The organism is Micromonospora sp. DSM 43699 (assembly GCF_055517075.1).
Genome location: NZ_JBTMMT010000040.1, coordinates 20,876 through 36,107, shown reverse-complemented (window position 1 = coordinate 36,107; position 15,232 = coordinate 20,876). Strand labels below are relative to the sequence as shown.

Here is a 15,232-nt window from a genome sequence, read left to right as displayed (position 1 = left end):
CATCATGATCGATGTCACGCTGGAGTCGGTGAGCAAGCGCTTCGCGCGTGCCGGCGACACCGCTGCCGTCGACGACGTCGACATCAGCATCGCCGCCGGGGAGTTCTTCACCCTGCTCGGCCCGAGCGGCTGCGGCAAGACCACCACCCTGCGGATGGTTGCCGGGTTCTACTTCCCCACCTCGGGGCGGATCCGGTTCGGCACCGAGGACGTCACCCACCGGCCGCCGAACAAGCGCGACACCGGCATGGTGTTCCAGAACTACGCCCTCTTCCCGCACATGTCCGTCGCGCAGAACGTCGCGTACGGGCTGAAGATCCGCAAGGTGGGGCGGGCCGAGTCCGCCCGGCGGATCGAGGAGGCGCTCGGCCAGGTCCACCTCGCCGGCTACGGCGACCGCCGGATCGACCAGCTCTCCGGCGGCCAGCAGCAGCGGGTGGCGCTGGCCCGCGCGCTGGTCATCCGGCCGCGTACCCTGCTGCTCGACGAGCCGCTGTCCAACCTCGACGCCAAGCTGCGCGAGGAGACCCGGGTGGAGATCCGGCGGATCCAGCAGGAGGCCGGCACCACCGCCATCTACGTCACCCACGACCAGGCCGAGGCGATGGCGATGTCCGACCGGATCGCCGTGATGGAGTCCGGCCGGGTCCGGCAGATCGGTGCCCCGCAGGAGATCTACCACCGGCCGGCGACCGCCTTCGTGGCCCGTTTCATCGGCCGCAGCAACGTGCTCGAGCTGCCGGTGGTCACCGCCACCGCCGGGACGGTCACCGTGGGACTGCCCGACGGCAGCGAGACCGCCGTCACCGCCCCCACCGACCACGGCCTGCGCGCCGGGGACACCGCCCTGGTCTCGGTACGCCCCGAGCACCTCGGGCTCACCTCGGCCACCGAGCCCGGCGCGCTCACCGGCCGGGTGACCGAGGTGGAGTTCACCGGCATGGCCACCAACCTCGTGGTCGAGGTGGCCGGCGAACCGGTGCAGGTCGCCGCGATCGACGTCCCGGCCGGGACCGCCGTCGGTGACCAGGTCGGGCTGCGGCTGAACCGGGAACGGATGTGGGTGGTGCAGCCGTGAGCGCGAGGAGTGAGCCGGTTTTGCGAGCCCCGCAGTCGCGAACCGAGGTGACACTGTGAGCACCATTCCCGCCACGCCGAGCCCGGCCACCGTGCCGCCGGTCACCACGGACCCCGCCCCACCGAAGGCCGGCCGGCCCCGGCGCGGCCTCAACGCCAACTCGCCCTGGTTCCCGTACCTGCTGGTCTTCCCGCTGGTGCTGATCCTCTTCGGCTACGTGGTGCAGCCGATGTTCGCCACCTTCGCCGAGAGCGTCGGGGTGGACGGGGTGGCCAACTACTCCGAGTTCCTCACCGGCACCGGGGTGGCCCGCTCGGCGCTGCTCACCTCACTGATGATCTCGGCGGCCAGCGTGCTGCTCTGCGGGATCGTCGGGGTGGCGATGGCCTTCCTGCTCAAACGCTTCTCGTTCCCCGGCCGACGGCTGATCGAGGCGATCATCCTGGTGCCGGCGGCGCTGCCGCCGCTGATCGGGGCGATCTCGTTCCAGCTGCTCTACAGCGAGACCGGCATCCTGCCGCGCGGCCTGCAACACCTGCTCGGCACCGAGAACCCGGTGCTCCCGTTCACCGGCATCGCCGGGGTGCTGGTGGTGCACACCTTCACCATGTACCCGTTCTTCTACCTCGCCGCGTCCGCCGCCCTGGTCGGGATGGACCCGTCGGTGGAGGAGGCGGCCTACAACCTGGGCGCCAGCCGGGTCCGGGTCTGGCGCACCGTGCTGCTGCCGATGCTCACCCCGGCCCTGGTCTCCGCCTCGTTGCTGGTCTTCATGACGTCGCTGGCGTCGTACACCGCGCCGTTGCTGTTCGGGGTGGACCGCACGATGACCATGCAGATCTACATCAACCGCACCAACGGCGACCTGCCGATGGCCTCCACCTACGCCTCGGTGCTGGCGGTGTCCTCGGTGCTGTTCCTGCTCGGCATGCGCTGGTACGAGGGCCGGCGCAGCTACCGCTCCCAGTCCAAGGGCGTCGCCTCGCACCGCCGGGAGATCAGCAACCCGTTCGGCAGGTGGCTGGCCCTGCTCGCCTCGGTGCTGGCCACCATGGTGCTGCTCGCCCCGGTGGCGACCATCGCCCTGGTCGCGTTCTCGCAGGACGGCTCGTGGACCACCGAGGTGATCCCGTCGTCGTACACCATGCAGAACTTCGTCACGATCTTCTCCGACCCGGGGGCGTACCGGCCGATCCTCAACTCGTTGCAGATGAGCCTGCTCGCCACGGTCGGCTGCGTGCTGGTGGGCGTGCTGATCGCGTACGCGGTGCGTCGGCTCGACTTCCGGGGCCGGGGGCTGCTCGACGTGGCGGTCATGCTGGCCTGGGCGCTGCCCGGCACGGTGGTGGCGATCAACCTGATCTCCGCGTTCAGCACCGGCAACGCGTTCAGCTTCGGCCAGGTGCTGATCGGCACTTTCTGGATCATGCCGCTGGCGTACTTCGTGCGGTTCCTGCCGCTGGTGTTCCGGTCGAGCTCGGCGACGCTGGCCCAGATCGACCCGTCGCTGGAGGAGGCCGCCCGCAACCTCGGCGCGCCCTGGTGGCGGGCGTTCGGCACGGTCACCCTGCGGCTGATGCTGCCCGGTGTGCTGGCCGGCGCGCTGCTCGCCTTCGTCAACGGGGTCGGCGAGTTCGTCGCCTCGGTGCTGATCTACACCTCGGAGACGGCACCCATCTCGGTCGAGATCAACAACCGGATGTACTCGTTCGAGGTCGGCACCGCCGCCGCGTACGGCATGCTCCAGGTGGTGTTGATCTTCGTGGTGATGGTGTTCTCCGGTCGGTTGCAGAACGGCGGCCGGGCCGCCCGGGAGGCGGCGAAGTGGACGGCGTGACCTGGCCGACCGGTGGTGGGCTGCTGCCCGCCACCCGGATTCCCGGCGGTGAACTGGCCGCCGTCGCGGCGGCGGCGGACTACGCGGTGCTGCCCGTCGGTGCCGTCGAGTGGCACGGTCCGCACCTGCCGCTCGGCACCGACCTGATCCTCGCCGAAGGCTTCGCCGCCGAGGCCGGCGGCGCTGTCGGTCCTGCCGCCGAGGCCGGCGGCGCTGTCGGCTCTGCCGCCGAGGCCGGCGGCGCTGTCGGCTCTGCCGCCGAGGCCGGCGGCGCTGTCGGCTCTGCCGCCGAGGCCGGCGGCGCGACCGCCGCCGGCTCCTCCGGGGGTACGACCACCGGCTCCCAGGGACCACGCGGGGTGCTCTTTCCGGCGGTGCCGTACGCGGCCTGCCCGGGGCAGACCCGGCCCTGGCCGGGGACGGTGTCGATCCGGCCGGAGATCGCCGTCGGCTACCTCGCCGACGTGATCGAGGGGATCGTCGCCGCAGGCTTCCCCCGGCTGCTGATCGTCAACGGCCACGACGCCAACATGTCCACCGTCCGCGCTGCGATGGAGTGGGTCTCCGGCCGGCGTACCGCAAGCCTGCTGCTCGTCAACTGGTTCCAACTGGTCACCCCGGCGGAGACCACCGAGCTGTACGGGCCGCTGACCGCCCGCGGGCACGGTGGCGCGTACGAGACCTCGGGGGTGCTCGGGTTCGACCCCGGCGCGGTCCGCCTCGACGCGGTAACCGACCTGCCGCCGAAGCCGAAGCTGCCGGTCGGCCACCCGTACGTGCTCGTGGAGTCCCGTCCCGATCCGTGGCAGGGCTGGTCCGGGCACATCTCGCTGGCCTCCGAGGCGGCCGGCCGGCAGGTCCGCGCCACCGCCGGCGGGCGACTGCGGGAGATCGTCGCCGCCTGGGTGGCCGCCCCACCGCCGGCCCCACCCACCGCCGACCCGCTGCCGGGCGCGACGGCCGACGGCCCGGCCCTGACGGCCGACGGCCCGGCCCCGGCGACCGGTGAGCCGGCCCCGGCGACCGGTGAGCCGGCGACGGACGGGTCGACGGGGGGAGTGCGATGAGCGTGGACCGGGGACTCGACATCGTCGACTTCCACCTGCACTTCCGGATCGGCACCGACGAGACGATCCACGCCTGCGAGGACGCCGCCGGGATGCACCCCGGCGGGGAGCACGAGCGGGCCGTCCGGGCCGCCGGCTCCGCCCCGTACGCGCGGGCGTGGCGGCAGGCGTGGAGCTTCCCCGACCCCGAGCCACCCGCGCCACGGTGGCAGGACGAGGCCGACCGGTGGGCCGACGAGCTGCACGCGGTGCAGGTGCGGCGGGCCGTCTTCGTCACCGGCGGCGGCAACGACACCGTCGCCGACGTGGTCGACCGCCACCCGGACCTGCTGCTCGGCTTCGCCCACCACGACCCGTACGGCCCGGGAGCCGCCGCCGAGCTGGAACGCGCGGTGACCGAACGGGGCCTGCGCGGGTTGAAGCTGTTCGCCCCGCTGCTGCGGGGACCGCTGGACCACACCGACCTGGACCCGCTCTGGTCCACCGCGCAGCGCCTCGGCGTGCCGGTGCTGATCCACATCGGCCACTACGGCAGCGCCGGTGGCCTGTCCTTCGGCCGGTACGGCACCCCCGACGAGCTGGCCCGGATGGCCCGCCGCTTCCCCGAGCTGAGCGTGGTGGTGCCGCACTTCGGCGTCCAGCACGTGCAGGATCTCCTCTTCGCCGCCTGGGGCTGCCCCAACATCCACGTCGACACCTCCGGCTCCAACCAGTGGGTGCGCTGGATGCCGTACAAGCTGACGTTGGAGGACCTGTTCCGCCGCTGCTACGAGACGATCGGCCCGCAGCGCATCGTGTACGGCAGCGACTCGTCGTGGTTCCCGCGCGGGTACGTCACCCGCTACCTCGACGACCAGCTGCGGGTCTGCCGCGAGCTGGGGATGCCCGACGACCACCTCCGCGCGATCTTCGCCGGCAACGCCGAACGGCTGCTCGGCCTGACCGACCGACCAGCCGAGAACCCGGGACCCGGCCGTCGTGCCGCGTCCCGGCCCGGAAGGAAGTAAGGAACCGCCATGAGCGAGCTGACCACCTACCAGCGGCACCACCTGGCCCCCACCTACGACCACCACGTCGGGTACCTCTATCCGGCGATGGTGCGCGCCAGCCAGGCGCACGTGGTGATGCTGACCGAGCAGGGGCTGATCCCCGCCGAGCGGGGCGCCCGGCTGCTGCGCGGGCTGGCCACGCTGCGTGCCGACACCCCCGCCGCCCCGGCGTTCGACGGCACCTTCGAGGACACCTACTACCTGCTGGAGTCCAAGCTCGCCGAGGCGTGTGGCGTGCCGGCGTCCGAACTGGACGTGCAGATGGCCCGTAGCCGCAACGACCTCGACGCCGGGGTGTTCCGGATGCTGCTGCGCGACCAACTGCTCGACGTGCTGGACCGGGTGCTGACCACCGGCGCGACCGCGCTTGACGTCGCCGACCGGTACGCCGACGTGGTGATCACCGGTTACACCCACCGCCGGCCCGCCCAGCCCACCACCATCGGGCACGCCCTGGCCGGCTACGCCGAGGCGCTGGCCGGTGAGGCCGCCGCGTACGCCGACGTGATCGACCAGCTCAACGTCTCGCCGCTGGGCTCCTGCGCGTTCGCCGGCACCGACCTGGACATCGCCCCGGCCCGGGTGGCCGAGCTGCTCGGCTTCGACGGCCTGGTCACCAACTCGTACGAGGCGGTCGCCGGGGCCGACCACCTGGTCCGGGTCGGCACCCTCAACGCCCAGGCCCTCGCCACCGGCGCCCGGTTGGCCCGCACCCTGATGGACTGGCTGACCTGGCAGTGGGTGGCCACCCCCGGCGACTTCACCCAGGGCAGCAGCATCATGCCGCAGAAGCGCAACCCGGTGGTGCTGGAGCATCTGGTGTCGATGGCCGGTGCGAGCGCCGCCGACGCCGCGTCGGTGCTCAACAACGTCGGGGCCGCCTGGTGGGAGGACTCCAACAACGCCACCACCGACGTGCAGGTCCGGCTCTGGGACAGCAACGACCGGGCGGATCGATTCTTCGCCCTGGTCGGCGGCTTCCTGGCCGAACTGGAACCACTGAACCCGCCCAGCCGGGAGGAGATCGTCGCCTCCGGCGCCACCACCACCGCGGCGGCCGACGCGCTGACCCGACACGGGGTGCCGTTCCGGGCCGCCCACTCGGTCGTCGGCCGGCTGGTCCGGGCCGGTGCGCCGGACAGCTGGACCGCCGAGGGCGTCCGGGCCGCCGCCGACGGGCTGACCGACCGGCTGACCGACGACGCCGTGGCCGACCTGATCGCCGCCGCCGTCCACCCGGATCTGGTGCTGGACCGGGCACAGGTGGACGGTCCGGGGGCCGCTGCCGTCCGCGCCCAGGTCGGCACCCTGCGGGTCGCCTTCGCCGGCGTCGCCGACCGCCTCGTCGCGACCCGCGACCGGTTGGCCCGCGCCGACCAGGCACTGGACACGGTCGCCGCCGAGGTGGCCGGCCGGTGAGCGCGCCGATGGGAAGACCCGTTGCCCATCCGTGTCCCGGGTCACCGGGTGGACGGCTGTCCGGGTCGGCGGGTCGGTCGCGATCCGGTCCGGCGGACACGGTGGTGACGGCGTGGTGGACCCGGTGAACGTACGACTGGCCGGCCGGGCCGCCACCGGCACCCGCACCGACGAACTGCTGCTCGGCATCGACTTCGGTGGGACCAAGATGGCGGTCGGGGTGGCCGACGGCACCGGTCGGCTACTGGCCCACCGGCGGATCGCCACGCACGCCGAACGCGGTGCCCCGCAGGCGTTGGACCGGGCCCTGGCGCTGGCCGTCGAGCTGGTGGCCAAGGTGGGTGGTCCGCTCGCGGCAGCCGGGGTGGCCTCGCCCGGGGTGGTCCGCCCCGACGGCATCGACCTGGCCCCGAACGTGCCGGGTTGGGAGCGGCTGCGGCTGGCCGACGCGGTCTCCGACGCTCTCGGGGTGGCCCGGGTGGCGGTGGACAACGATTTGAACGCCGCCGCCCTGGCCGAGCTGCGGCTCGGTGCGCTGCGCGACGCCGACCCAGGGCTGGTGGTGGGGATCGGTACCGGCGTGGCGGCGGCCGTCACCGTGGGTGGCGCGGTCATCGCCGGTCACCGGGGCGCGGCCGGCGAGATCGGGTACGCGGTGGCCGGTGGCCCGTGGCCCGGCACCATGCTGGAGCTGGACTTCTCCGGCCGGGCGTTGGACCGGCTCGCCGCCGACCTGGGGGTGGCCGGGGATGCGGCCGGGCTGGCCGCCGCCGCCGAGCTGCCCGGTGCGGCCCGGGACGCGCTCACCGCCCGGGTCGACGAACTGGCCCGGCACCTGGTCACCTGCTGCCTGCTGCTCGACCCGCAACGGGTGGTGCTGGTCGGCGGGGTGGCCGGCAGCGCGTTGATCCGTGGGCTGCTCGTCGACCGGCTGGCCGAGGTGCTCCCGCACCGGCCCGACGTGGTGCTGTCCCGGTTCGCCGACGACGCGGCGCTGCTCGGCGCGGTCACCCTGGCCCGCGAAGCGGTGCCGGCCCCCCGCTGACCGGCGGGCCCGTGCGTCCGGTCGGGGGAGGCCGGTCGGGTTTGTGCGTCCGGTCGTGGGGGAGCTGTGCGTCCGGCTGTGGGAGGCCGGCCGTGGCCGGCTGTCCGGCCTGCGAAGGGGGCAGGCCGGACAGCCGGCGCGGTCACGTCGGCAGGTTGGCGCTCGACTTCGCCGACTGGTACGCCGGCAGCATCGCCTCGAACTCCTCGGTGTCCAGGCCGCCGAGGGTGATCATCAGCTCGCCGTTGCGGGTGGACACCACGATCGCCCGCTTGCGCTCGCCGTCCTCGGTCCAGGTGGCTTCGAAGGCGTCCAGCGGGCCGGCCCTGGTCCGCCGGTGCTGCTGCTCCTTCGGGCCGTCGAACGCGGCGAGATACCTGTCCACCGTGTCCTGCGGGTTCAGGGGCGTGGCCCCGGTGATCTGCCACACCCGCAGGAAGCCGATGTGCCCGGCCGGCTTCGCGTCGATCTCGCAGACCGGCACGGCCGGGCCGAGGGTGAACTCGGCCCCGGACCTCACCGCCTCGACCCTCCACTCCGCAGGCACCGAGAAGGTCACCGACAGCGTGCAGGCGCTACCCTTTGGGCCGACCGTGGTGGCGTCGGTGGCCGATGCGACATCGTCGTACCACCGTGGACCGGCGGCGACCGGCTGCCGTCGACCGGCCGGGCCGGTCACGACGGTGGGCTGGGCGGCCGTACTCGGGCGGGCGGGGCTGGCCTTCATGACCGGATTGCGATTTCACGCACTCTTCCCGGCGTGTCGTCTCACTCTCCGCAATCTGATCATGATGGACGCCGGACGGCCCACCACCCCGGGTGTCGGGGTGGTGGGCCGGTGGTGCGGTCAGGGGCGGGTGAAGACCAGGGCGACGTTGTGGCCGCCGAAGCCGAACGAGTTGTTCAGCGCGGCGGGTACGTCCAGGTGGCGGACCTTGTTCGCGGCGACGTCCATGTCGAGACCGTCGTCAGGGTCGTCCAGGTTGATCGTCGGCGGGATGACACCCTCGCGGATGGTCAGGATGGTGGCGATCGACTCCAACGCGCCGGCCGCGCCGAGCAGGTGCCCGGTCATCGACTTGGTGGCGGTCAGCACCGGATGGTCACCGAGTGCCCGGTGCAGCGCCTTGATCTCGGCCAGGTCGCCCACCGGGGTGGAGGTGGCGTGCGCGTTGACGTGCACGATGTCGGCCTTCGCCACGTCCGCGTCGGCGATCGCCTTGGCGATGGCCCGGATCGCGCCGGCCCCCTCCGGGTGTGGCTGGACGATGTCGTACCCGTCGGAGGTGATGCCCGCGCCGGCGAGCCGGGCGTACACGTGGGCACCCCGGGCGGTGGCGTGGTCGGCCCGCTCCAGCACCAGGATGCCGGCGCCCTCGCCGAGGACGAAGCCGTCCCGGCCCTTGTCCCAGGGGCGGGAGGCCAGCTCGGGCTCGTCGTTGCGGGTCGACATGGCCCGCATGGAGCTGAACCCGGCGATCGGCAGCGGGTGGATGACCGCCTCGGTGCCGCCGGCCACCACCACGTCGGCCCGGCCGGAGCGGATCATGTCCAGGCCGAGCGCGATCGCCTCCGCGCCGGTCGCGCAGGCGCTCGCCACCGAGTGCACCCCGGCCTGTGCGCCCAGCTCCAGCCCCACCCAGGCGGCGGGGCCGTTCGGCATCAGCATCGGAATGGTGTGCGGGGAGACCCGACGCGGGCCGGACGCCTCAAGGATGTCGTCCTGGGCGAGCAGGGTCAGCGCACCGCCGATGCCGGAGCCGACGCTGGCGCCCAGCCGCTCCGGGTCCAGCCCGGAATCGGCGAGCCCGGAGTCCGCCCAGGCCTGCTGGGCCGCGATCAGGGCGATCGCCTCGGAGCGGTCCAGCCGGCGCAGCTTGACCCGGTCCAGCACCTCGGACGGATCCACCGCGAGCTGGGCGGCGATCCGGACCGGGAGCTGGCCGGCCCACTCCTGGGTGAGCGGACCCACCCCGGAGCGGCCGGCGAGCATGGCGTCCCAGGTCGACGCGACGTCCCCGCCCAGCGGGGTGGTCGCGCCGAGCCCGGTGACGACGACGTCGACGCGACTCATCTCAGGACTGCGCCTCGATGAAGCTGACGGCGTCCCCGACGGTCTTCAGGTTCTGCACCTCGTTGTCCGGGATCTTGACGCCGAACTTCTCCTCGGCGGCGACCACGACCTCCACCATGGAGAGCGAGTCGACGTCGAGGTCGTCGGTGAAGGACTTCCCCTCGGCCACGTCGTCCGGGTTCACCCCGGCGACCTCTTCGAGGATCTCGGCGAGGCCGGAGGTGATCTCGTCACGGGTCATTGCGGTGGGTTCCTCTCATCGGGGTTTGTTCTCCGCCGGATGGCGGTGCGCCGCGGTCGCCGACCGCGGCGGGTCTTCAGGGGCAGCGGACTACCTGACCTGCGTAGGTCAGCCCACCGCCGAAGCCGAACAGCAGCACCGGGGCACCCGAGGGCACCTCCCGCCGCTCGACCAGCTTGGACAGGGCCAGCGGCACGCTCGCCGCCGAGGTGTTGCCGGATTCGACGATGTCCTTGGCGATGATCGCCTGCGGGATGTTCAGCCGCTTGGCGATGCCGTCGATGATCCGCGAGTTGGCCTGGTGCGGCACGAAGGCAGCCAGCTCCGACGGGTCGACGCCGGCCTTCTCGCAGGCCTGGAGGGCGAGCGGGGCCAGCGCGGTGGTGGCCCAGCGGAACACCGACTGGCCCTCCTGCGCGATGTACGGCCGCCAGCCCTCGATGCGTACCGCGTCGCTCTTGTCCGGCGCGGAGCCCCACACCACCGGCCCGATCCCGGCAGGCTCGTCGTCGGCGGTGGCGGTGACCACCGCCGCGCCGGCACCGTCGGCGAAGATGATGCAGGTCGAGCGGTCGGTCCAGTCGGTGAAGTCGGAGAGCTTCTCGGCACCGATGACGAGCGCGTTACGCGACGCGCCGGCACGGATGGCGTGGTCGACGGTGCCCAGGGCGTAGGCGAAACCGGAGCAGGCGGTGTTCAGGTCGAACGCGCCGGGGGCGGTGATGCCCAGCTTGGCGGCGACCCGGCAGGCCACGTTCGGGCTGCGGTCGATCGAGGTACAGGTGGCGACCACCACCAGGTCGATGTCGGCGGCGGTGAGGCCCGAGTTGGCAAGCGCCTTGTCGGCGGCGGCGGTGGCCATGTCGGCGACGGTCTCGCCGTCGGCGATCCGCCGGCTGGCGATGCCCACCCGGTCTCTGATCCACTCGTCGTTGGTGTCGACGAACTGGGCGATGTCGTTGTTGGTCACCACCCGGGACGGCTGGTAGTGCCCGAGGGCGACGATCCGACTGCCGCTCATGCGTGGCCTCCGATGCGGGCGATGGGTTGGCCCGGCGCGACCGGGTCGGCGTGGTGGGCGAGCCATTCGGTGAGCGGGCCGCTGTCGTGCGCGGCCACCTCGACCGGCCCCTGCCGGGTGGTCACCTGCCCGAGCACCTGTCCGGTGCTCAGGTGGGCACCCTCGGCGAGGCCCTCCGCCGGGGTGAACGGGCCGACGGCGGGGGCGACGACCACCCGGGACCGGGCCGGCGTCGGCCGGTGACCGGGCGGGCCGCTGTGCCGGGCGATCAGGTCCCGGGCGGCGGGCAGGTCGTCTGGGGTGTTCAGGGTGACGATCTCCGGCGCTCCGGTGGCCTTGAGCTCCCGCTTGACCAGCCCGGCCAGGGTGCCGGCCGGGGGAAGTTCGAGCACGCCGGTGACCCCCAGGTCGGCGAGCGCACGCATGCACAGGTCCCAGCGCACCGGCGCGGTGACCTGCCGGACCAGCCGGTGGACCACTTCCCGGCCGTGCGGGACGGCGACGCCGTCGAGGTCGGAGAGCAGGATCCGGGCCGGAGTCGACGGGGTGATCCCGGCGGCGACGGCGGCAAGCGCCTGCTCGGCGGGGGCCATGTACGGGGTGTGGAACGCCCCGGCGACCTTGAGCCGGACGATCCGGGCCTTCGCCGGGGGTTCGGCGGCGAGCTTGTCCAGCGCGTCGAGCGCCCCGGCGGCGACCACCTGACCGCCGCCGTTGCGGTTGGCCGGGTGCAGGCCGTGGGTGGTCAGGGTGGCGAGCACCTCGTCCGGGTCCCCGCCGAGCACGGCGGCCATCCCGGTCGGCTCCAGGGCGCAGGCGGCGGCCATCTCCCGGCCGCGTATTCCGGCGAGGGTGATCGCGGTCTCGGCGGAGAACACCCCGGCCAGCGCGGCGGCGGCCAGCTCGCCGACGCTGTGCCCGGCGACCAGGTTCACGTCGTGCAGTGGCAACTGCTCGGCAGCCAGCAGGGCCGAGGCCACCAGCAGCGGCTGGGTGCGGGCGGTGTCCCGGATCTCGTCGGCATCCGCCTCGGTGCCGAGCCGGACCAGGTCGACCCCGGCCGGCACCGACCACCAGCGCAGCCGTGACTCGACCCCGCGCAGGTCGAGCCAGGGCGTCAGGAAGCCGGGCTTCTGGGAACCCTGGCCGGGAGAGAGGACGGCGAGCACGTCTATGACTCTTCCCGATACCTCGGGGTAGCGCTGTGCGGGCTGACACCAAACCGCACTAGAACTCTTGGAGGTTTCCTACAAATATCGGCGGTGATCGTCGCCTATCGGGCCTGACCATCGGTCACCCGGCGTCATCGCTGGGTCGGCCCGGGTACGCCGGCCGGGACGATCGGGTCGAGCCGACCCACCGTGAGTGCCACCTGGAGCGCGAACGCGTCGCGGGGAGTCAGCGGGGAGAAGCCGGTCACCTCGGCGATCCGGCGCAGCCGGTAACGCACCGTATTCGGGTGGACGAAGAGCGCCCGCGCCGCGCTCTCCAGCGTCCCGCCGGCGGCGAAGAAGGCGTCGAGCGTCTCCAGCAGTTCGCCGCCGGCGCGTACCAGGGTGGCGTACACGTCGTGGCGCAGCCGGCGGCGGGCCTCGGCGTCCCCGGCGAGGGCCCGCTCGGGCAGCAGGTCGGCGGCGGGCACCGGCCGGGGCGCGGTCGGCCAGGCCGGCGCCGCCCGGTAGCCGGCCAGCGCCGCCCGCGCCGAGTCCGTCGCCTCGTCCAGACTGGGTACGGCGGGACCGACCACCACCGGACCCTCGCCGAACGCGGGCAGCAGCTTCTCGGTGGCGGCCATCGGGTCGGCCGCGCCACCGAGCACGATGACCAGCCGGTCGCCGTGCACGCCACCGATCACCTCCACCCCGATCCGGCGGGCGTGCCGGTAGACGGTGTGCAGCACGGCGGCCACCTCCCCGCCGGGGGACCGGCCCACCGCCACCGCCACCGGCGGCGCGTCCGCCCAGCCCAGCGCGGCGGCCCGGCTGGCCAGCACGTCGGGGGAGTCGCCGCGAAGCAGGGCGTCGACGAGCAGCGCCTGCAACCGGGCGTCCCAGGAACCCCGCGACTCGGCGGCGCGGGCGTAGACCCGGGCGGCGGCGAAGGCGATCTCCCGGGAGAAGCGCAGCACCGCCTCGCGCAGCTGCTGCTCCTCGCCCGGCGCGGCCAGGTGCGACACCTGCTCCTCGACCACGTCGATGGTCACCTTGATCAGCGCCACCGTCTGCTGGAGGCTGATCGACCGGGCCAGGGCCAGCGGCGCGGTGGCGAACACCTCGTCGGAAACCTCCTGGGTGCTGTCCGTGGTGCCGCCGCCGGAGCCCAGCCACTCGACCAGGGACCGGGCGCCGGCCTGCGCCACCAGCATCACCCAGGAACGCTGGTCGGCCGGCAGCTCACGGAACCAGGGCAGGCTCTCGTCCATCCGGACCACGCTGGCCGTGGCCAGCGCCCCCGCCGCCCGTTCGATCCGGCGCAGGGTGGCCGTCAGTTCCATCCCACCCGGTTCGTTCACCACACCAGCCTGACATGCCCTGAGCAGGGCCTCGACGCGGGCTCCGGTCCACCCGTGAACCGGTCCGGGTCACCGGGTCGCGCGGGCGGCGGGACGCACGCCGGGGGTGGTCAGCACGGGGTGGGCCCCCGGTCGGCCCCCGGCGTCGGCCGGGTCGCCGGCGGCGGGGCGTCGGCCGGGTCACGGGCGTCGTCCGGCGGTGGTTCAGGCGGTGACGGTGACGTGGACGACCCAGCGCACCTGGGGGGAGGGGCACGGTGTGGGTGCGTGCCGGCAGGCGTTGTCGGTGATGGTGGCGACGTCGACCTGCCCCGGGGCGGTGGCCAGGTAGCGGGCGACGAGCGGCTGGTCGGTCGGGTAACCGCCGGTCACCTCCCGTGCCACCACGACACCGGCGGGGGTGACGGTCGGCGGCAGGTAGTTGCTGGCCAGGCTCACCACGAGGGTGTCACCGACGCGCAGCGTGAGGTCGCGCTGGTTGTCGGGGGCGGTGACCACGACGGTCTGCCCGGTGCCGGTCGACGGCAGCTCGATGACGGCGACGTGCACCGTCCACATCAGGCTGGGCAGGGCGCACGGCGGGGTGGTGTGCCGGCAGGCGTGGTCGGTTCGGGTGGTCAGGTCGGCGGTGCCCGGCGTCACCGCGCGGAAGGTCGCCGCCAGCGGCTGCCCGGTCGGATAACCGCCGCTTGTCGAGACGGGGGAGAGCGCAGGCCCGGTGACCGTGGGAGGCAGGTAGTCGGCGGCCAGGGCCACCCCCAGCGTCTGCCCGACGAACAGGGTGACCGTGCGCTGGTTGTCGGCCTCCCGGACGGTGACGTCGGCTCCACTCGGTGGGCTGACGGTGGTCGGCGGGGCGGCGTCGTTGGTGCAGCTCGGCGTGGGCGTCGCGGTGGGGCCGGCGAGCTGGACGCCGAAGGTGGTCGACGCGCCCGAGGCCAGCACCCCGTTGTACGGCGCGTTGGTCGCGGTCGCGGTGCCGCCATCCGCGCCGATCGAGGTGTTCCAGGACGACACGACCCGTTGACCGTCGACGAGCGGCCAGGTGACCGTCCACCGGTGGGCGGTCGACGACGAGGTGTTGGCGACGGTGAAGGTGAGGATCTGGCCGCCGCTGGCCCCACTGCCCCAGCGGGAGTCGACCCGGACGGTGGCGGTGCACCCGCCCGCCGTGGTGGCGGTGGCCGGTGTGCCGCCGGCGACCGTGGTCATGCCGAGGGCGACGATGGTGGTGCCGACGACGATGGCGCTCGCCGTCAGGACGGACCGTCTGGACGCGATCATGACCATTCCTCCGATCCGGCGGATCTCCGGCCGGCCACGGCGTCGGACGCCAAGGTGCCGGCCGGTAAGACACGCTGCTGAGCAGCAGGCTATGGCCGCCCGGACCGGTAGTCAATAGACGAATCTCTATGAATGCCCGTCTTCTGGCGGTGACACGGGCAGCGCCATTTCCTGGGCCAGGATCGCCGCCTGCACCCGGCTGCGCAGTGCCAACTTCGCCAGGATCCGGCTCACGTGGGTCTTGGCGGTGCTCTCCGCCACCGCCAGCCGGTCGGCGATCTGCTGGTTGGACAGGCCGACGCCCAGGCAGGCCAACACGTCCCGCTCGCGGGGGGTCAACGCCGCCACGGCCGCCCGGTCCGCCCCGGTGGCACCCGGCGCGGTCGCCGCGAACGCCGAGATCAACCGCCGGGTCAGGGTCGGGGCGATCACCCCCTCGCCCCGGGCCACCGTCCGCACCGCCGCCACCAGTCCGGGCGCGTCGGTGTCCTTGAGCAGGAAGCCGGCCGCCCCGGCGCGCAGCGCGCCGAAGACGTACTCGTCCAGGTCGAAGGTGGTCAGCACCAGCACGTCGGCGGCACGCTGGAGCGGAACGGGGAGGTAGG

At 73.4% G+C, this 15,232-nt stretch carries 14 protein-coding genes; 6 read left to right on the top strand and 8 right to left on the bottom strand.

The genetic code is table 11. The features are described 5' to 3' along the window. The first annotated feature begins 4 nt into the window (after window positions 1–4). The 6 genes from AC0AIB_RS19555 to AC0AIB_RS19530 all read left to right on the top strand — a co-directional run bounded on the left by AC0AIB_RS19555 (window position 5) and on the right by AC0AIB_RS19530 (window position 7,495). Window positions 5–1,078 (top strand): ABC transporter ATP-binding protein, encoded by a 1,074-nt coding sequence (locus AC0AIB_RS19555; RefSeq protein ID WP_328344046.1) that lies wholly within the window; start codon window positions 5–7, stop codon window positions 1,076–1,078. 55 nt (window positions 1,079–1,133) lie between these two features. Next, window positions 1,134–2,915 carry an ABC transporter permease gene (locus AC0AIB_RS19550; protein ID WP_328344048.1) on the top strand — a complete coding sequence of 594 codons (1,782 nt, stop codon included), beginning with the start codon at window positions 1,134–1,136 and terminating at the stop codon, window positions 2,913–2,915. After that, complete coding sequence (locus tag AC0AIB_RS19545; protein WP_465097203.1) at window positions 2,912–3,982, top strand: creatininase family protein; 1,071 nt, start codon at window positions 2,912–2,914, stop codon at window positions 3,980–3,982. The genes AC0AIB_RS19550 and AC0AIB_RS19545 overlap by 4 nt, the downstream gene beginning before the upstream one ends. Beyond that, window positions 3,979–4,989 carry an amidohydrolase family protein gene (locus AC0AIB_RS19540; protein ID WP_328344051.1) on the top strand — a complete coding sequence of 337 codons (1,011 nt, stop codon included), beginning with the start codon at window positions 3,979–3,981 and terminating at the stop codon, window positions 4,987–4,989. The genes AC0AIB_RS19545 and AC0AIB_RS19540 overlap by 4 nt, the downstream gene beginning before the upstream one ends. A gap of 9 nt (window positions 4,990–4,998) precedes the next feature. Then, window positions 4,999–6,450 carry a lyase family protein gene (locus tag AC0AIB_RS19535; protein WP_465097202.1) on the top strand — a complete coding sequence of 484 codons (1,452 nt, stop codon included), beginning with the start codon at window positions 4,999–5,001 and terminating at the stop codon, window positions 6,448–6,450. A gap of 124 nt (window positions 6,451–6,574) precedes the next feature. Then, window positions 6,575–7,495, top strand: coding sequence for an ROK family protein (locus AC0AIB_RS19530; RefSeq protein ID WP_328344053.1), 921 nt, complete (start codon window positions 6,575–6,577; stop codon window positions 7,493–7,495). 142 nt (window positions 7,496–7,637) lie between these two features. On the opposite strand, the gene AC0AIB_RS19525 is transcribed toward AC0AIB_RS19530, so the two are convergent. From AC0AIB_RS19525 to AC0AIB_RS19490, 8 genes are all read right to left on the bottom strand, one after another. Beyond that, complete coding sequence (locus AC0AIB_RS19525) at window positions 7,638–8,222, bottom strand: lipoprotein (protein ID WP_465097201.1); 585 nt, start codon at window positions 8,220–8,222, stop codon at window positions 7,638–7,640. A 120-nt stretch (window positions 8,223–8,342) separates the two neighbouring features. Then, entirely contained in the window at window positions 8,343–9,569 is a 1,227-nt protein-coding gene (gene fabF, locus AC0AIB_RS19520) for a beta-ketoacyl-ACP synthase II (protein ID WP_328344056.1), read from the bottom strand. Window position 9,570: 1 nt separating this feature from the next. Then, window positions 9,571–9,810: an acyl carrier protein gene (locus tag AC0AIB_RS19515; RefSeq protein WP_067313076.1), complete on the bottom strand. Its 240-nt coding sequence runs from the start codon at window positions 9,808–9,810 to the stop codon at window positions 9,571–9,573. A gap of 76 nt (window positions 9,811–9,886) precedes the next feature. Continuing rightward, entirely contained in the window at window positions 9,887–10,831 is a 945-nt protein-coding gene (locus tag AC0AIB_RS19510) for a beta-ketoacyl-ACP synthase III (RefSeq protein WP_328344060.1), read from the bottom strand. Further along, complete coding sequence (locus tag AC0AIB_RS19505) at window positions 10,828–12,000, bottom strand: acyltransferase domain-containing protein (protein ID WP_465097200.1); 1,173 nt, start codon at window positions 11,998–12,000, stop codon at window positions 10,828–10,830. Before AC0AIB_RS19505 ends, AC0AIB_RS19510 begins: the two co-directional genes overlap by 4 nt. Before the next feature lie 134 nt (window positions 12,001–12,134). After that, window positions 12,135–13,325: a PucR family transcriptional regulator gene (locus AC0AIB_RS19500; RefSeq protein ID WP_328348701.1), complete on the bottom strand. Its 1,191-nt coding sequence runs from the start codon at window positions 13,323–13,325 to the stop codon at window positions 12,135–12,137. 222 nt (window positions 13,326–13,547) lie between these two features. After that, window positions 13,548–14,627 (bottom strand): cellulose binding domain-containing protein, encoded by a 1,080-nt coding sequence (locus AC0AIB_RS19495; RefSeq protein ID WP_328344064.1) that lies wholly within the window; start codon window positions 14,625–14,627, stop codon window positions 13,548–13,550. A 126-nt stretch (window positions 14,628–14,753) separates the two neighbouring features. Then, complete coding sequence (locus AC0AIB_RS19490) at window positions 14,754–15,197, bottom strand: LuxR C-terminal-related transcriptional regulator (protein WP_442930641.1); 444 nt, start codon at window positions 15,195–15,197, stop codon at window positions 14,754–14,756. Between the last annotated feature and the right edge of the window lie 35 nt (window positions 15,198–15,232).